Origin of the sequence: Streptomyces durocortorensis, assembly GCF_016901035.1 — a bacterium.
Lineage (GTDB): Bacteria > Actinomycetota > Actinomycetes > Streptomycetales > Streptomycetaceae > Streptomyces > Streptomyces durocortorensis.
The window spans coordinates 28,384-45,546 of the sequence record NZ_JAFEUF010000030.1 but is presented as its reverse complement, the minus strand read 5'-3'; the positions used below and the strand labels follow the sequence as shown (position 1 = coordinate 45,546).

The 17,163-nt window shown below is 71.1% G+C and carries 13 protein-coding genes and 1 pseudogene; 11 read left to right on the top strand and 3 right to left on the bottom strand.

Annotation, left to right across the window (positions count from 1 at the left end):
- Together JS521_RS09210 and JS521_RS09205 are read left to right on the top strand one after the other, a co-directional pair.
- Positions 1–1,169 (top strand): annotated as a pseudogene (locus JS521_RS09210) (TerD family protein); the annotation flags it as partial.
- 242 nt (positions 1,170–1,411) lie between these two features.
- Positions 1,412–2,446 carry a TerC family protein gene (locus JS521_RS09205; protein WP_205082223.1) on the top strand — a complete coding sequence of 345 codons (1,035 nt, stop codon included), beginning with the start codon at positions 1,412–1,414 and terminating at the stop codon, positions 2,444–2,446.
- Positions 2,447–2,553: 107 nt separating this feature from the next.
- On the opposite strand, the gene JS521_RS09200 is transcribed toward JS521_RS09205, so the two are convergent.
- Both JS521_RS09200 and JS521_RS09195 read right to left on the bottom strand, forming a co-directional pair.
- Entirely contained in the window at positions 2,554–3,210 is a 657-nt protein-coding gene (locus JS521_RS09200; protein WP_205082222.1) for an MBL fold metallo-hydrolase, read from the bottom strand.
- A gap of 10 nt (positions 3,211–3,220) precedes the next feature.
- Positions 3,221–3,910, bottom strand: coding sequence for a maleylpyruvate isomerase family mycothiol-dependent enzyme (locus JS521_RS09195; protein ID WP_205082221.1), 690 nt, complete (start codon positions 3,908–3,910; stop codon positions 3,221–3,223).
- Positions 3,911–4,085: 175 nt separating this feature from the next.
- On the opposite strand from JS521_RS09195, the gene uvrA reads away from it, so the two are divergent.
- Positions 4,086–7,136: an excinuclease ABC subunit UvrA gene (uvrA, locus tag JS521_RS09190; RefSeq protein ID WP_205082220.1), complete on the top strand. Its 3,051-nt coding sequence runs from the start codon at positions 4,086–4,088 to the stop codon at positions 7,134–7,136.
- A gap of 212 nt (positions 7,137–7,348) precedes the next feature.
- The gene (locus tag JS521_RS09185) at positions 7,349–7,777 is read left to right on the top strand and encodes a Rieske (2Fe-2S) protein (protein WP_032784446.1); all 429 of its coding nucleotides are present in this window, start codon (positions 7,349–7,351) and stop codon (positions 7,775–7,777) included.
- Between the two features lie 37 nt (positions 7,778–7,814).
- On the opposite strand, the gene JS521_RS09180 is transcribed toward JS521_RS09185, so the two are convergent.
- The gene (locus JS521_RS09180) at positions 7,815–8,741 is read right to left on the bottom strand and encodes a hypothetical protein (protein WP_205082219.1); all 927 of its coding nucleotides are present in this window, start codon (positions 8,739–8,741) and stop codon (positions 7,815–7,817) included.
- A gap of 227 nt (positions 8,742–8,968) precedes the next feature.
- Between JS521_RS09180 and JS521_RS09175 the strand changes: the two genes are divergently transcribed.
- The 7 genes from JS521_RS09175 to gap all read left to right on the top strand — a co-directional run bounded on the left by JS521_RS09175 (position 8,969) and on the right by gap (position 17,034).
- A complete protein-coding gene (locus JS521_RS09175; RefSeq protein ID WP_205082218.1) occupies positions 8,969–9,604 on the top strand; it encodes a papain-like cysteine protease family protein in 636 nt (211 codons plus the stop codon).
- A gap of 4 nt (positions 9,605–9,608) precedes the next feature.
- A complete protein-coding gene (locus tag JS521_RS09170; protein WP_205082217.1) occupies positions 9,609–10,577 on the top strand; it encodes a hypothetical protein in 969 nt (322 codons plus the stop codon).
- 131 nt (positions 10,578–10,708) lie between these two features.
- Positions 10,709–12,799 carry an excinuclease ABC subunit UvrC gene (uvrC, locus tag JS521_RS09165; RefSeq protein ID WP_205082216.1) on the top strand — a complete coding sequence of 697 codons (2,091 nt, stop codon included), beginning with the start codon at positions 10,709–10,711 and terminating at the stop codon, positions 12,797–12,799.
- Positions 12,796–13,755, top strand: coding sequence for an RNase adapter RapZ (rapZ, locus tag JS521_RS09160; RefSeq protein WP_205082215.1), 960 nt, complete (start codon positions 12,796–12,798; stop codon positions 13,753–13,755). Before uvrC ends, rapZ begins: the two co-directional genes overlap by 4 nt.
- Positions 13,752–14,786 carry a gluconeogenesis factor YvcK family protein gene (locus tag JS521_RS09155; RefSeq protein ID WP_205082214.1) on the top strand — a complete coding sequence of 345 codons (1,035 nt, stop codon included), beginning with the start codon at positions 13,752–13,754 and terminating at the stop codon, positions 14,784–14,786. The genes rapZ and JS521_RS09155 overlap by 4 nt, the downstream gene beginning before the upstream one ends.
- Positions 14,777–15,766 (top strand): DNA-binding protein WhiA, encoded by a 990-nt coding sequence (whiA, locus tag JS521_RS09150; RefSeq protein WP_205082213.1) that lies wholly within the window; start codon positions 14,777–14,779, stop codon positions 15,764–15,766. The genes JS521_RS09155 and whiA overlap by 10 nt, the downstream gene beginning before the upstream one ends.
- Before the next feature lie 257 nt (positions 15,767–16,023).
- Positions 16,024–17,034, top strand: a complete 1,011-nt coding sequence (gene gap / locus JS521_RS09145; RefSeq protein WP_205082212.1) for a type I glyceraldehyde-3-phosphate dehydrogenase — start codon at positions 16,024–16,026, stop codon at positions 17,032–17,034.
- Positions 17,035–17,163 lie beyond the last annotated feature (129 nt).

The following is a 17,163-nucleotide window of genomic DNA, read 5'->3' as shown; positions in this document are numbered from 1 at the left end:
CGCCCGCCGCGCCCCCCGCCCAGCCAGGACAGGCCGCTCAGCCCGTCGCGGGCGACGCCACCGGCTGGTCGATGGACGAGCGCCTCTACAACCAGATCTGGGGCATGTTCGAGGACCTGGCCCGCGCCGTCGCCGCCTACCGCAGCGCCGTGGACTTCGCCGAGTCCCGGATGGACCAGGAGCTCGACCGGGCGCTGTCCGACCCGCGCAACCGGATCGGCGGGGCGGGCGACCGCGCCCGCGAGGCGGCCCGCGCCAAGCGCGACGAGCTGGCCTCCAGGGCCCGGGAGGCGCTCGACCGCGATCTGGCCCAGCTGGCCGCCGAGGCGGCCGTCGTCGAGCCCGCGCTTCCGGCCGCGTACGCGGGCTGGGGCAACCCCGTCTGGCACGCCCACCGGGTTCCCATGGAGATACCGATGGCCCTGCGCATCGGCGATCTCCATCTCCCCGAGCGCACCGACCTGCGCATCCCGCTGCTCGTCCGACTGCCGCTGGAGCGCGGGATCTGGGTGGACAGCGGGCGGACCGCGTCCGAGGCGGCCGCGTCGATGGACACGGACCGGCTGCGCCGGGCGGCCATGGAGACCGCGGTCGCGCACGCGGCGCGGCTGCTCGCGGTGTATCCGCCCGGGGAGTTCGCGGTGCACGTCATCGACCCGGCGGGTTCGGCGGCCGGTCCGCTCGCGCCGCTGGTCGAGGCGGGCGTCCTCGCCGGACCGCCCGCCGCCGGACCCGGGGGAGTGGCCTCGGTCCTCGCCCACCTCACCCGGCGGGTGGACCTGGTGCAGATGGCGGTCCGGGCCGGGGCGGCCGACTCGCTCCCGTCCGACCTGGACACCGGCGAACAGCTCCTGGTGGTCAACGACTTCCCGCACGGCTTCGACGACCGGGCCGTCACCCAGCTCCGCTACCTCGCCGACGAGGGCCCCGCGGTCGGGGTGCACCTCCTGATGGTCGCGGACCGGGAGGAGGCCAGCGCGTACGGGCCGGTGCTCGATCCGCTGTGGCGTTCGCTGCTGCGGATCACCCCGGTCGCCGACAGCCACCTCGCCGATCCGTGGGTCGGGCACGCCTGGACGTACGAGCCCTTGACGATTCCGCCGGGCAGCCGCGTCCTGGAGCAGGTGCTCGCGGCGGTCGCAGCGGCCCGCAGAGCTGCCGACCGTTGACGAGGCAGCAGCCTCCGACCTGCAATTTTGACGACTTCTTTACCCTTTTCTTTACCTACCCTTGGTGGTGCCTGTACTGTTCGGGGAACGGAGGGGAGTACTCCTTACGCGACGTGCCCGTCAATACGGACCGCAATCGGTCCCGGGGCGTCGGTCCAGGCGCGCACCACGTGCAGGGATGGAAGAGACCTCCGGCAGCGACGACGCTGATTCAGTAGCCGTAGCGAACTGCCGGAGGCGCAGTGGACGTTTCATGGACCGTTTGGGCCCTGACCATCTTTGGTCTGTCAGCCCTGATCGCTGTCGACTTCTTCATCGGGCGCAAGCCCCATGACGTGTCGACCAAGGAAGCCGGGATCTGGACGATCGTCTGGATCGCCCTGGCCATCCTCTTCGGACTCGGCCTCATGGTCGTCGGTGAGAGCCAGGCCTCCGGCGAGTTCTTCGCAGGATTCATCACCGAGAAGTCGCTGAGCGTCGACAACCTCTTCGTCTTCGTCCTGATCATGGCGAAGTTCTCGGTGCCCTCGCACCTCCAGCAGCGTGTGCTGCTCATCGGTGTGCTCATCGCCCTGGTGCTCCGGGCGATCTTCATCGCCGCCGGCGCCGCCGTGATCGCGAACTTCTCGTGGGTGTTCTACATCTTCGGCGCGTTCCTGATCTACACCGCCTGGAAGCTCATTCAGGAGGCCCGGGCCGGCGAGGAGGAAGAGGAGTTCGAGGAGAACCGCCTCCTCAAGAAGATCGAGCAGCGCTTCGGCGTCGACGACAAGTACCACGGCACGAAGCTCTTCATCCAGAAGAACGGCAAGCGCATCATGACCCCGCTGATGGTGGTCATGCTCGCCATCGGTATGACCGACGTGCTGTTCGCGCTGGACTCGATCCCGGCGATCTTCGGCCTGACCCAGGACCCGTACATCGTCTTCACGGCCAACGCGTTCGCACTGATGGGTCTGCGGCAGCTGTACTTCCTCATCGGCGGTCTGCTGAAGAAGCTGGTCCACCTCAGCTACGGCCTGTCGGTGATCCTCGGCTTCATCGGCGTCAAGCTGGTGCTGCACGCCCTGCACGAGAACGGCGTGCACACGCCCGAGATCTCCATCCCGTTCTCGCTCTCCGTCATCTGCGGCGTCCTGGTGATCACCACGATCACCAGCCTCATCGCCAGCAAGAAGCAGGCGGCGGCCGAGGCGGAGGGGGCCGCGAAGGCGGAGGAGGCCGCGAAGGCCGAGACCGCCGGCCCGGCCGACGAGGAGAGCAAGACTCTCAGCTGACCCGGGGCCGCCCCGGGCGGCACAGGGACACACCGGCAGCGGCCGGGGTGGAAACGGCGAACGCCGTCCACCCCGGCCGCTTTCGCGTCATCCGGGAGCCGCGCGGGCTACCAGCCGCGGGCGCGCCACTCGGGCAGCTGGGGCCGCTCGGCGCCCAGCGTCGTGTCGTGCCCGTGGCCCGGGTAGACCCACGTCTCGTCGGGCAGCCGGTCGAACAGCTTCGTCTCGACGTCGTTCAGCAGGCTCGTGAACGCCTCGGGGTCCTGGTGCGTGTTCCCGACCCCGCCGGGGAAGAGGCAGTCCCCGGTGAACAGATGCGGGGCGCCGTGCGGGTCGTCGTAGACCAGGGCGATGGAGCCCGGGGTGTGGCCGGTCAGATGGCGGGCGGTCAGCTCGACCCTGCCCACCGTGATCGTGTCGCCGTCCTCGACCAGGACATCGGTCGGCACCGGGATGCCCTCGGCGTCGTAGCGGCCCGCGTACGTCCGGGCACCGGTCGCCCCGACCACCTGGGGCAGCGCCTGCCAGTGGTCACCGTGCTGGTGCGTGGTGACGACGGAGGCGATGCCGTCGTCGCCGATCAGCGCGAGCAGGGTCTCCGGCTCGGCGGCCGCGTCGATCAGCAGCTGCTCGCCGGTGGCCCGGCAGCGCAGCAGATAGGCGTTGTTGTTCATCGCGCCGACGGCGACCTTGGAGATCATCAGATCCGTCAGTTCGTGCACGCTCGCCGGTCCGCCGACCTTCACCGCTCCGCTGTACGTCATGCGGCTCAGCCTATAGCGGGGGCAGCGCGGGCAGGGGGCCTCCGGCCACGGTCAGGGCGGAGCCGTCACGGCGGCCGGCGAGCCAGCCCATCAGCTCGGCCGCCGACCCCTGCACGGTCACCAGGGCGCTCGGCGGGCCGCCGCCGGTGCTCCACGTGCGGCCGTCCTCGTCGGTCAGCGCCGTGGCCGCCACATCGGGGTGGCCGGTGAAGCGCTCGGCGAGGAAGGCGATCTCCCGCTCCACGAACGCGGCGGGCAGGTTCTCCAGCTCGTAGCCGATGCCGAGATCGACGTGGTGCACGTCCACCTCGATCCAGCGACGGAAGGGGATCCGGGCCGCCGAGTCTGTCACCCCGTTGCGCAGGGTGACGGTACGGGTCCAGTCGGCCGGTTCCGCGGCGATCGCGAAGAGGCGGTCCGCGCTCTCCCGGAAGTCGGCCAGCTGCTCGGCCAGGGGGCGGGGGGCGCCGGCGGCGATGTCGGCGTCGCGGGTTTCGCTGCTCGCGTACATCGGGAGGCCCCGGAGAACATTTCCGAGCGCGTCGGCGTTACGTGACAGGTGGGTCAGGACATGGCCCCGATTCCAACCGGGCAACCGTGACGGCTCGGCGACAGCGGCGTTGTCCAGTTCGCCGACCGCGTCGAGCAGCCGTCCGGTCGCTTCGCGTACAGCTCCCAGGTCGTGCGCATGATCAATCATGCGGCCGAGCCTAGCCTCGCCACTCATTCGGGTGAAGGAGGTCAAGGGCGGCCATGAATCGAATGTGCGTGCTATACGCTCGGAATCGAAAGCTTCGTACACCGCTGTGGCGCCCCCCATACCCTGGGAGAGGGGCTCAGTTCCCCCGCTTCTCTCTAGAAAGGTGCGGACCGGCGTGGCCGACCGTCTCATCGTCCGTGGCGCGCGCGAGCACAACCTGAAGAACGTCTCGCTCGACCTGCCCCGTGACTCCCTCATCGTCTTCACCGGGCTCTCCGGGTCGGGCAAGTCGTCGCTCGCGTTCGACACGATCTTCGCCGAGGGGCAGCGCCGCTACGTCGAGTCCCTCTCCTCGTACGCCCGGCAGTTCCTCGGCCAGATGGACAAGCCGGACGTGGACTTCATCGAAGGTCTGTCCCCGGCCGTCTCCATCGACCAGAAGTCGACCTCGCGCAACCCGCGCTCGACGGTCGGCACCATCACCGAGGTCTACGACTACCTCCGGCTGCTCTTCGCCCGGATCGGCAAGCCGCACTGCCCGGAGTGCCACCGCCCCATCTCCCGCCAGTCGCCGCAGGCCATCGTCGACAAGGTCCTCGGACTGCCCGAGGGCAGCCGCTTCCAGGTCCTCTCGCCGCTGGTGCGCGAGCGCAAGGGCGAGTTCGTCGACCTCTTCGCCGACCTCCAGACCAAGGGCTACAGCCGCGCCCGGGTCGACGGCGAGACCATCCAGCTCGCCGAGCCGCCCACGCTTAAGAAGCAGGAGAAGCACACCATCGAGGTGGTCGTCGACCGCCTCACCGTCAAGGACAGCGCCAAGCGCCGGCTGACCGACTCGGTCGAGACCGCGCTCGGCCTCTCCGGCGGCATGGTCGTGCTCGACTTCGTCGACCTCCCCGAGGACGATCCCGAGCGCGAGCGGATGTATTCGGAGCACCTCTACTGCCCGTACGACGACCTCTCCTTCGAGGAGCTTGAGCCGCGTTCCTTCTCGTTCAACTCGCCCTTCGGCGCCTGCCCCGACTGCACCGGCATCGGCACCCGCATGGAGGTCGACCCGGAGCTGATCGTCCCGGACGAGGAGAAGTCGCTCGACGAGGGCGCCATCCACCCCTGGTCCCACGGCCACACCAAGGAGTATTTCGGCCGCCTGATCGGCGCGCTCTCCGAGGCCCTCGGCTTCCGTACGGACATCCCCTGGGCAGGGCTGCCGCAGCGGGCCAAGAAGGCCCTGCTCTTCGGCCACAAGATCCAGACCGAGGTCCGCTACCGCAACCGGTACGGGCGCGAGCGCGCCTACACCACCCCCGCCTTCGAGGGCGCGGTCCAGTTCGTCAAGCGGCGGCACACCGAGGCCGAGAGCGACTCCAGCCGCGAGCGCTTCGAGGGCTACATGCGCGAGGTGCCCTGCCCCACCTGTGAGGGCTCCCGGCTCAAGCCGATTGTCCTCGCGGTGACGGTGATGGAGAGGTCCATCGCCGAGGTCTCCGCGATGTCCATCAGCGAGTGCGCCGAGTTCCTCGGCCGCCTCAAGCTGAACGCCCGCGACAAGAAGATCGCCGAGCGGGTCCTCAAGGAGGTCAACGAACGGCTGAAGTTCCTGGTGGACGTCGGCCTGGACTACCTCTCGCTGAATCGCGCGGCCGGCACCCTGTCCGGCGGCGAGGCCCAGCGCATCCGGCTGGCCACCCAGATCGGCTCCGGCCTGGTCGGCGTGCTGTACGTCCTGGACGAGCCGTCCATCGGCCTGCACCAACGCGACAACCACCGCCTGATCGAGACCCTGGTCCGGCTCCGCGACATGGGCAACACGCTCATCGTCGTCGAGCACGACGAGGACACCATCAAGGTCGCCGACTGGGTCGTCGACATCGGCCCCGGTGCCGGTGAGCACGGCGGCAAGGTCGTCCACTCCGGCTCGCTCAAGGAGCTGCTGGGCAACAAGGCCTCGATCACCGGCCAGTATCTGTCCGGCAAGCGGTCCATCCCGACCCCGGACATCCGCCGCCCGGTCGACCCGGCCCGCAGCCTCACGGTGCACGGCGCCCGGGAGAACAACCTCCAGGACATCGACGTCTCCTTCCCGCTCGGCGTCCTCACCGCCGTCACGGGCGTCTCCGGGTCCGGGAAGTCGACCCTGGTCAACGACATCCTCTACACCCACCTGGCGCGCGAGCTGAACGGCGCCAAGTCGGTCCCCGGCCGTCACACCCGGGTCGACGGCGACGACCTCGTCGACAAGGTGGTCCACGTCGACCAGTCGCCGATCGGCCGGACCCCCCGGTCCAACCCGGCGACGTACACCGGAGTCTTCGACCACGTCCGCAGGCTGTTCGCCGAGACGATGGAGGCGAAGGTGCGCGGCTATCTGCCGGGCCGCTTCTCCTTCAACGTCAAGGGCGGCCGCTGCGAGAACTGCTCCGGCGACGGCACGATCAAGATCGAGATGAACTTCCTGCCCGACGTGTACGTCCCGTGCGAGGTCTGCCACGGAGCGCGCTACAACCGGGAGACCCTGGAGGTCCACTACAAGGGCAAGTCCATCGCCGAGGTGCTGGACATGCCGATCGAGGAGGGCCTGGACTTCTTCGAGGCCGTCCCGGCGATCGCCCGCCACCTCCGCACGCTCAACGACGTCGGCCTCGGCTACGTCCGGCTCGGCCAGTCCGCGCCGACCCTCTCCGGCGGTGAGGCGCAGCGCGTCAAGCTGGCGAGCGAGCTCCAGAAGCGCTCCACCGGCCGCACGGTCTACGTCCTGGACGAGCCGACCACCGGTCTGCACTTCGAGGACATCAGCAAGCTGATCACGGTGCTCTCGGGCCTGGTGGACAAGGGCAACTCGGTGATCGTCATCGAGCACAACCTCGATGTCATCAAGACCGCCGACTGGGTGGTCGACATGGGCCCCGAGGGTGGCAACGGCGGCGGACTGGTCGTCGCCGAGGGAACGCCGGAGCAGGTCGCCTCGGTGCCCGCCAGCCACACCGGGAAGTTCCTCCAGGGCATCCTGGACGCGGACCGGATCGCCGAGGCCGCGGTGCCCTCGGGCGGAACCCCCCGCAAGACGGCTGCCCGCAAGACCACCCCGGCGAAGAAGGCGGCGGCCGCCAAGAAGACGGCAGCCACGGCCAAGAAGGCCACGGCCACCAAGGCGAAGGCCACCGGCACGGCCACCGCCACCAAGGCCGCTGCCGCCAAGAAGACGGCCCGGGCCCGCAAGGCCTGAGCCCTCGGCGCACCGATGGCGGCGGCCCTCGCAGGACGACGGGGGCCGCCGCCATCGGCGTGGGCGGCCCGCCCGCAAGGCTCCCGTTCCTCACCGGTATCGTCGGTTCTGTCACCGGCACGCGGTCGCCGTCGTCGCTCCGCGTCCGTCCGGCGACCCCGATCGCGGTGATCCACCGCGATGCGCCTCGAACGACACCCCGTGGAGTCCGCATGCCCGGCCTGCCCGCCGCCCGCCGTACCGTGCTGAAGGGCGCCGCGCTCGCCGGTGCCGCCGGGCTGGGAGCGGCCGCCTGCTCCACCGAGTCCAAGCTCGGGCATGCCAAGAACCCCACGCCGACCGCCCCCGTTCCCCTCGGCGCGGCCTCCGAGGTGCCGGTCGGCGGCGCCAAGCTCTACCGGGAAGCGCGCCTCGTCGTGAGCTGCCCGGCCAAGGGCGAGTACAAGGCGTTCAGCGCCCAGTGCACCCACGGCGGCTGCGTCCTGACCAAGATCGAGGGCACCGAGGGCCACTGCCCCTGCCACGGCAGCCGCTTCGACACGACCACCGGCGAGGTCATCGAGGGCCCGGCCACCGTGCCGCTCCCCGCCGTCCCCCTCACCACCGAGGGCGGCAACCTCGTCGCGGGCCCCGACGCCTGAACCACGAGCGCCGCCTCGTCGGCTCACCGGCCACCGCTCACTCCCAGTCCCAGTCGATCCCGATCAGCCCCGGCGGTACGCCCTCCTCCACCAGGTGCACGGTCCGGTGCCGGCCGGTCAGCGTGAGATCCCCGCGGGCCCCGCGCGCCGCCCCCGCCGAGGCCTGGGCGAACCGGCGGCACCGCACCGGGAGCGCGGCCTCGTCGAAGCCGACCTGGAGCACGTACTGCCCGCCCCCGAAGGTGAAGCCGCGCACGTACTCGCCGCTCGCCCCGCCCGTACCGTCCTCGAAGCCGTAACCGAAGAGGTACGTCTCGCCGGACCGCAGCCGGGTGTCGAACAGCAGCTCCGCCACCAGCACCCCCGCGTCCCCGTCCCAGCGGACCCGGCCCGTCCGGCAGTTCTCCAGGGCCCGCACCGCGATCCGCGACGGGTCGCAGCCGGGGTCGCCCCGGTGCACGGCGAGATAGCGGTCCACGCCGTCCCGGTGCGCGCGCACCACATGCCGGGAGGTGCGGCCCGCCAGCTCGCGCCGCGCCCCGATCCGTACCCGCTCCTGATGCCCCACCGTGTGCAGCCCGCCGTCCACGGGTGACTCCATCGCCGCGAGGAGCCGCTCCACCGAGCCCGACGCCTCCATCAGCGACCGGTACGAACGTCCCGCCGGGCGGTCCCCCTCGCCCGGGGCGTCGCCGTCGCGCAGCAGCCGCAGCAGAGAGCCGTCCGGCAGGGCGAGGACCTCCTCCAGTGCGGCGACGGCCCGCAGCGACTCGGCCCGCCGGGGGCGGCGCACCCCCTGCTGCCAGTAACTGAGACTGGTCACCCCGAGTTTGACGCCCCGGTGCGCCAGATGGTGCTGCACCCGCTGGAGTGGCAGCCCGCGCACCGACAGGGCCGTGCGCAACGCCAGATGGAACGGTCCGGTCCGCAGCACCTGCGCCAGTTCGGTCTCGGTCTGCCGCATGAGCGGGCCTCCGGTGAACGTTCACGTGGGGAGTGGTGACACCGGCCCCGGGGGATGCGGGGGAGCAGGTGACCGGGGCGGGACCGTTCACACGGACGCCGTGTCGTTCACACCGTGATGTCACCTCGCATTGAAGCGTGTTGACCTGCTCCGGACAACGCCGGATGCTCTTCGTCAGCGTCCGGACGCGCTCCTCCGATCCCCACCCCCGTTTCGGGAGGAACGCCATGCGCAACCGAAAAGTCAGCCCCAAACGGTCCCTGAGGTCCGGAGGGCGCGGAAGGTTCCCGTTCACCGCCCTGCTGGCCGCCGCCCTCCTCGCCGTCCCCGCGGCCACCGCCACCGCGGTCCAGTCCCCGGCCACGACCGGCTCCACCGTCGCCGCCGCCCAGCGGCTCGACATCACCATGCAGGCGCAGCAGCAGAGCAACTGGTGCTGGGCGGCCGGCGGCAACACCATCGCCGCCTGGTTCGGCCGCAGCTACTCCCAGAACCAGTTCTGCAACGCCGCCTTCAACCGCAACCAGAACTCCCAGTGCCCCAACTCGCAGGCCACCCTGGGCAATGTCCAGACCGGCCTGTCCTGGGCCGGGGTCAGGCCCGGAAGTTACGTCACCGGCTGGCTGCGCTATCCGACCGTGCAGGCCGAGATATCCGCCCAGCGCCCGATCGAGACCCGGATCCAGTGGTCGTCCGGCGGCGGCCACATGCATGTCATCTACGGGTACGACGACGCCAACAGCTGGGTCTACTGGGGCGACCCCTGGCCCTCCAGCGACCGCTACAACTGGGCCTCGCACGCCTGGTACGTGAACAACAACGAGTTCTCCTGGACCCACTCGCTCTACCGGATCGGGGCGTGAGGACATGAACTCCACCACCCGGCGCACAACCACCACGCGGAACGCGGCCACCACGCGGCGCATCGCCGTCGCCACCGCGCTCACCGCCACCGCCCTGTTCACCGCCGCCGCCCCCGCCCCCGCCGCCGACGGCCGGGCGGCCCCGCCGAAGCTGACCGCGTCGACCATGGAAGCCGCCCACGAGGCCGCGACCGAGCCGGCGACCCTGGACACCCTGTCCCGGTTCTTCGCCCGGGAGGGCGCGGTGAGCCGGAAGGCGAGCGCACCGAGGATCGAGGGGAAGGCCGTCCCCGTACGCACGCTCTCGGCCGCCTTCGTCGCCGGAAAGCCCGGGGCCGCCCCGAGCACCCTGGACTACCTCGCCAGCACCGCCGTCTCCTCCGACGGCCAGAAGGCCTCCCTGTGGACCGTCCCCGGGGCGGGCGGCAGCGGAGACTGGCAGGTGGTGAACATCGCCACCGGCGACGACGAGGCCCGTTACGTCGCCCAGGGGGCCCGCGCGCTCCCCGGCGGCACCGTCTTCCGCGAACCCCAGATCGACGCCTGGTACGTCCACGACGGCTCCCGGGTCCTCCCGCTCGACCAGGATGCGAAGACCGCCGTGGGCGCGAAGGGCACCACGCTGAACGCGTACCGGGCCCGGGCCCAGGAGGCGTACGGCGACAAGCTGCCCGGCTCCGGGTACGCCCGCTCCGGCAAGGCGGGCGGCTACGGCCCCGAGGCGGTCACCGGTCCGGTCTCCGGCCCGGCCGCCGGATCCGCGCCCGCCCCCGGTCCGGTGGCCCAGCAGGCCTCCCCGGACGGAGCCGGAATCCCCGCGCCGGCCGGCACGGCGACCGCCTCCCCGGACACGGCGCTGACCGCCGTCTCCACCACCGCCGGAGCCGGGGCGCTGCTCGCCCTGGTCCTGTGCGGGGCCGCCGCGCTGCGCCGCCGGAGCCGTACCGGGCGGTCCCCGGCCACGGGCGCCTGAGCGCGGGCTCCAGCGGCCACCGGCCCGCGCTCCGGGGTGCGGAACACCCCACGGCACTCCGGAGCGCGGCACCGCCCCCGGCAACACATGAGGACGACGCACTGTCACTGCCCGCAAGTAGGGTGTGAGACATGGCAGACCCCTCCAGCTACCGCCCCAAGCCGGGACAGATCCCCGACTCCCCGGGGGTCTACAAGTTCCGCGACGAGCACCGCCGGGTGATCTACGTCGGGAAGGCCAAGAACCTGCGCCAGCGCGTGGCCAACTACTTCCAGGACCTGGCCGGCCTCCATCCGCGTACGCGCACGATGGTCACCACCGCGGCCTCCGTCGAGTGGACGGTCGTCTCCACCGAGGTCGAGGCGCTCCAGCTGGAGTATTCCTGGATCAAGGAGTTCGACCCCCGGTTCAACGTCAAGTACCGGGACGACAAGAGCTATCCCTACCTCGCCGTCACGCTCAACGAGGAGTTCCCCCGCGTCCAGGTGATGCGCGGCGCCAAGAAGAAGGGCGTGCGCTACTTCGGTCCGTACGGCCACGCCTGGGCGATCCGCGAGACGGTCGACCTGATGCTCCGCGTATTCCCCGTCCGCACCTGCTCCGCCGGGGTCTTCAAGAACGCCGAGCGCACCGGCCGCCCCTGTCTGCTGGGCTACATCGGCAAGTGCTCCGCCCCCTGCGTCGGCCGGGTCACCCCCGAGGAACACCGCGATCTCGCCGAGGACTTCTGCGACTTCATGGCCGGGCGCACCGGCACCTACATCCGCCGCCTGGAGGAGGACATGACGCAGGCGGCCGAGGAGATGGAGTACGAGCGGGCCGCCCGCCTCCGCGACGACGCCGAGGCCCTCAAGCGGGCCATGGAGAAGAGCGCCGTCGTCCTCGCCGACGCCACCGACGCCGACCTGATCGCCGTCGCCGAGGACGAGCTGGAGGCCGCCCTCCAGATCTTCCACGTACGCGGCGGCCGGGTGCGCGGCCAGCGCGGCTGGGTCACCGACAAGGTCGAGGCGGTCGACACCTCCGGCCTCGTCGAACACGCCCTCCAGCAGCTGTACGGGGAGGAGCGCGGCGACGCCGTCCCCAAGGAGGTCCTGGTCCCCGCCCTGCCCGAGGACACCGAGGCGGTCTCCCAGTGGCTCGCCGAGCGCCGGGGATCCCAGGTCAGCCTGCGCATCCCGCAGCGCGGCGACAAGAAGGACCTCATGGCCACCGTGCAGCGCAACGCCCAGCAGGCGCTCGGGCTGCACAAGACCAAGCGCGCCTCCGACCTGACCACCCGCTCCCGCGCCCTGGAGGAGATCGCCGAGGCGCTGGGTCTCGACACCGCCCCGCTGCGCATCGAGTGCTACGACATCTCCCACCTCCAGGGCGACGACGTGGTGGCCTCCATGGTGGTCTTCGAGGACGGCCTCGCCCGCAAGAGCGAGTACCGCCGCTTCCAGATCAAGGGCTTCGAGGGCCAGGACGACGTCCGCTCGATGCACGAGGTGATCGGCCGCCGCTTCAAGCGCTACCTCCAGGACAAGGAGCGCACCGGGGAGTGGGAGGAGCAGCCCACGGACACCCCGGCAGGCGGCCCCGCCACCGGTCCCGGCTCCGGTCTGGGCCCCGGTCCCGCCGCCACCGGTCCCGTCCCCGCTCCGGAGCTCACCGCCGCCTCCCCGGCCGACGGGACCGAGCCCCGGGAGGACGACGGCCGTCCCAAGCGGTTCGCCTACCCGCCGCAGCTCGTCGTCGTCGACGGCGGGCAGCCCCAGGTGGCCGCCGCCAAGCGCGCCCTGGACGAGCTGGGCATCGACGACATCGCCGTCTGCGGCCTCGCCAAGCGCCTCGAAGAGGTCTGGCTCCCCGACGACGACGATCCCGTGGTCCTGCCCCGCTCCAGCGAGGGCCTCTACCTCCTCCAGCGCGTCCGGGACGAGGCCCACCGCTTCGCCATCACCTACCAGCGCGCCAAACGCGCCAAGCGCCTCCGCTCCAGCCCCCTCGACGACGTCTCCGGCCTCGGCGAGACCCGGAAGCAGGCACTGATCAAGCATTTCGGCTCGGTGAAGAAGCTCCGGCAGGCGACAATCGACGAGATCTGCGAGGTCCCCGGGATAGGGCGAAGGACGGCGGAATCGGTGGCCGCCGCCCTCGCCACGACCGCTCCCGCGGCGCCTGCCGTGAACACGGCCACAGGAGAGATCATTGAAGAGGACGACGGGGGCAGCTCATGACCGAGAACAGCCACACGACCGCACAGAACGCCGCAGAACGAGCAGACGGAGCAGCAGACGTGAGTACGAACACCCCGACCGAGACGGGTGACGCGGCCATCCCCGAACTGGTGATCATCTCCGGGATGTCGGGCGCCGGCCGCAGCACCGCCGCGAAGTGTCTGGAGGACCTCGGCTGGTTCGTCGTCGACAACCTCCCGCCCGCCCTGATCCCCACCATGGTCGAGCTCGGCGCCCGCTCCCAGGGCAACGTGGCCCGGATCGCCGTCGTCGTCGACGTGCGCGGCCGGCGCTTCTTCGACAACCTCCGCGAGTCCCTCGCCGACCTGGAGGCCAAGCACGTCACCCGGCGGATCGTCTTCCTGGAGTCCTCCGACGACGCCCTCGTGCGCCGCTTCGAGTCCGTCCGCCGCCCGCACCCCCTCCAGGGCGACGGCCGCATCGTCGACGGCATCGCGGCCGAGCGCGACCTGCTGCGCGAGCTGCGCGGCGACGCCGACCTGGTCATCGACACCTCCAGCCTCAACGTGCACGAGCTGCGGGCCAAGATGGACGCCCAGTTCGCGGGCGAATCGGAGCCGGAGCTGCGGGCCACGGTGATGTCCTTCGGCTACAAGTACGGCCTGCCCGTCGACGCCGACCTGGTCGTCGACTGCCGCTTCCTGCCCAACCCGCACTGGGTTCCCGAACTGCGCCCCTTCACCGGCGTCAACGAGGAGGTGTCCGACTACGTCTTCGACCAGCCGGGCGCCAAGGAGTTCCTCAACCAGTACACCGAGTTGCTCCAGCTGATCGCCGCGGGCTACCGCCGCGAGGGCAAGCGGTACGTGACCATCGCCGTGGGCTGCACCGGCGGCAAGCACCGCTCCGTCGCCATGTCCGAGAAGCTCTCCGCCCGCCTCGCCGCCGAAGGCGTCGAGACCGTCCTCGTGCACCGCGACATGGGGCGAGAGTGACCGGACGCAATCTGCGGATGCGGCGCCTGAGCCGCGCCACCTCGGCGCTCTCGGGCCGCAAGCGCGGTGCTCAGCCCAAGGTCGTCGCCCTCGGCGGCGGCATGGGTCTCTCGGCGTCCCTGACGGCGCTGCGCCGGATCACCGGCGATCTCACGGCCGTGGTCACCGTCGCCGACGACGGCGGCTCCAGCGGCCGGCTGCGCGAGGAGCTGGGCGTGCTCCCGCCCGGCGACCTGCGCAAGGCGCTCGCCGCGCTGTGCGGCGACGACGACTGGGGCCGCACCTGGTCCCGGGTCATCCAGCACCGCTTCGAGTCCAAGGGCGACCTCCACGAGCACGCGGTCGGCAATCTGCTGATCGTCGCCCTCTGGGAGCAGCTCGGCGACCACGTCCAGGCGCTCGACCTGGTCGGCAGGCTGCTCGGCGCGCACGGCCGCGTGCTGCCCATGTCGGCGGTCCCGCTGGAGCTCCAGGCGCTGGTCAAGGGCCACGACCCCGATCTGCCCGACGCGATCGTCACCGTGCGCGGCCAGGCCACGGTGGCGCTCACGCCCGGCGAGGTGCAGTCCGTGCACGTGGTCCCGCCCGACCCGCCGGCCGTCCCGGAAGCCGTGGAAGCGGTCCTGGACGCCGACTGGGTGGTCCTCGGCCCCGGCTCCTGGTTCTCCTCGGTGATCCCGCACCTGCTCGTGCCGGAACTGCTCGACGCCCTGGTCACCACGAAGGCCCGCAAGGTCCTCTCGCTGAACCTCGCCCCCCAGCCCGGTGAAACAGAAGGCTTCTCACCGCAGCGTCATTTGGAGGTTTTGGGGCGACACGCCCCTAAACTCGCCTTGGACGTGGTGCTGGCCGATGAGGCAGCCGTGCCCGACCGCGAGTCCCTCGCCGATGCCGCACAACGGCTCGGAGCCGCGGTCGAGCTGGCGCCGGTGGCATCGCCCGACGGCGTTCCGGTCCATGATCAGGAGCTGTTGGCCGCCGCGTACGACCGTATTTTTCGGATGCATGGAAGGATCGGCCCATGGCGATGACGCCAGCGGTGAAGAACGAAATCTCTCATCTTCCCGTCACCCGGACCTGCTGCAGGAAAGCAGAGGTCTCGGCGATTCTTCGGTTCGCGGGCGGGCTGCACCTGGTGAGCGGCCGGATTGTGATCGAGGCGGAGCTGGACACCGGCAACGCCGCCCGCCGCCTCAAGCGCGACATCCTGGAGATCTTCGGGCACAGCTCGGAGCTGATCGTGATGGCCCCCGGCGGACTGCGGCGCGGCTCGCGCTACGTCGTACGGGTGGTCGCGGGCGGCGACCAGCTGGCCCGCCAGACCGGTCTCGTCGACGGCCGCGGCCGGCCGATCCGCGGGCTGCCCCCGCAGGTGGTCTCGGGGGCCACCTGCGACGCCGAGGCGGCCTGGCGCGGCGCCTTCCTCGCCCACGGATCGCTCACCGAGCCCGGCCGCTCCTCCTCCCTGGAGGTCACCTGCCCGGGCCCCGAGGCGGCCCTCGCCCTGGTCGGAGCGGCCCGCCGGCTCTCCATCGCCGCGAAGGCCCGTGAGGTGCGCGGCGTGGACCGCGTGGTGGTCCGCGACGGCGACGCGATCGGCGCCCTGCTGACCCGCCTCGGCGCGCACGACGCGGTGCTCGCCTGGGAGGAGCGCCGGATGCGGCGCGAGGTCCGCGCCACGGCCAACCGGCTCGCCAACTTCGACGACGCGAACCTGCGCCGCTCAGCCCGCGCCGCGGTCGCCGCCGGGGCCCGGGTGGGGCGAGCGCTGGAGATCCTCGGCGAGGAGGTCCCCGAGCACCTCGCCGCCGCGGGCCGCCTGCGCATGGAGCACAAGCAGGCATCCCTGGAGGAGCTGGGCGCGCTCGCCGACCCGCCGCTGACCAAGGACGCGGTAGCCGGCCGGATCCGCCGACTGCTGGCGATGGCCGACAAGCGGGCCCAGGACCTGGGCATCCCGGGCACCGACGCGACCCTCAGCGAGGAGCTCGCCGACGGCTTGGTCGGCTGACGCGGCGCGTCAATACAGCTGGGGCATGTCCGGCGGATCAGGGCCGGACAGGACGGGGGACGTTGGTCCCGAAGGGCGAAACGGAGGCCCGTACTCCTACTGGCGAGTACGGGCCTCCGCCCCTATCCGGTGGCGCGGAGGGGCCCTCTCGATGTCACTCCCGGGGCCGGGGAGAGGTAGGGTCGGAAGCGGTCGGGGACATCCCTATACAACTCGCCGGCGTCGAAAACCGGCGTACCTAACGAGGAGATCGGTTCGTGACGATCCGCGTAGGCATCAACGGCTTCGGCCGCATCGGTCGCAACTACTTCCGCGCGCTGCTCGAGCAGGGTGCGGACATCGAGATCGTGGCTGTCAACGACCTGGGTGACACTGCGACCACCGCACACCTGCTGAAGTACGACACCATCCTGGGCCGCCTCAAGGCAGAGGTCAGCCACACCGCCGACACCATCACCGTCGATGGTCACACCATCAAGGTGCTCTCCGAGCGCAACCCGGCCGACATCCCCTGGGGTGAGCTGGGCGTCGACATCGTCATCGAGTCGACCGGCATCTTCACCAAGAAGGCCGACGCCGAGAAGCACATCGCGGGCGGCGCCAAGAAGGTCCTCATCTCGGCTCCGGCCAAGGACGAGGACATCACCATCGTGATGGGCGTCAACCAGGACCAGTACGACGCGGCCAACCACCACGTCATCTCCAACGCCTCCTGCACCACCAACTGTGTGGCGCCGATGGCCAAGGTTCTCGACGAGAACTTCGGCATCGTCAAGGGCCTGATGACGACGGTCCACGCGTACACCAACGACCAGCGGATCCTGGACTTCCCGCACTCGGACCTGCGCCGCGCCCGCGCCGCCGCCGAGAACATCATCCCGACCACCACCGGCGCCGCCAAGGCGACCGCCCTGGTCCTCCCGCAGCTCAAGGGCAAGCTCGACGGCATCGCGATGCGCGTCCCGGTACCGACCGGCTCCGCCACCGACCTCGTCGTCACCCTCCAGCGCGAGGTCACCAAGGACGAGGTCAACGCCGCGTTCAAGAAGGCCTCCGACGACGGCGCCCTCAAGGGCTTCCTGACGTACACCGAGGACCCGATCGTCTCCTCGGACATCGTCGGCGACCCGTCGTCCTGCACCTTCGACTCCTCCCTGACCATGGTCCAGGAGGGCAACTCGGTGAAGATCCTCGGCTGGTACGACAACGAGTGGGGCTACTCCAACCGCCTCGTCGACCTCACGGTCTTCGTCGGCGAGCAGCTCTGATCCTCGGGTCGGCAGGCACATCGATGTGAACTGAGGGGCGGGGCCGCCCCCCCCCCCCGCCCCGCGCGCGGCCGCCGCCGCGGCGGGGGGGGGGGGGGGGGGGGGTCGGCGCGCGGGCCCGGCGACCCG

What these genes read in the sequence shown, in the direction of transcription:
- uvrC (WP_205082216.1), top strand. Translation starts at nt 10,709, where the DNA reads ATGGCAGACCCCTCCAGCTACCGCCCCAAGCCGGGACAGATCCCCGAC.
- JS521_RS09200 (WP_205082222.1), bottom strand. Translation starts at nt 3,210, where the DNA reads ATGACGTACAGCGGAGCGGTGAAGGTCGGCGGACCGGCGAGCGTGCAC.
- JS521_RS09180 (WP_205082219.1), bottom strand. Translation starts at nt 8,741, where the DNA reads ATGCGGCAGACCGAGACCGAACTGGCGCAGGTGCTGCGGACCGGACCG.
- whiA (WP_205082213.1), top strand. Translation starts at nt 14,777, where the DNA reads ATGGCGATGACGCCAGCGGTGAAGAACGAAATCTCTCATCTTCCCGTC.
- JS521_RS09170 (WP_205082217.1), top strand. Translation starts at nt 9,609, where the DNA reads ATGAACTCCACCACCCGGCGCACAACCACCACGCGGAACGCGGCCACC.
- rapZ (WP_205082215.1), top strand. Translation starts at nt 12,796, where the DNA reads ATGACCGAGAACAGCCACACGACCGCACAGAACGCCGCAGAACGAGCA.
- JS521_RS09185 (WP_032784446.1), top strand. Translation starts at nt 7,349, where the DNA reads ATGCCCGGCCTGCCCGCCGCCCGCCGTACCGTGCTGAAGGGCGCCGCG.
- JS521_RS09195 (WP_205082221.1), bottom strand. Translation starts at nt 3,910, where the DNA reads ATGATTGATCATGCGCACGACCTGGGAGCTGTACGCGAAGCGACCGGA.
- JS521_RS09175 (WP_205082218.1), top strand. Translation starts at nt 8,969, where the DNA reads ATGCGCAACCGAAAAGTCAGCCCCAAACGGTCCCTGAGGTCCGGAGGG.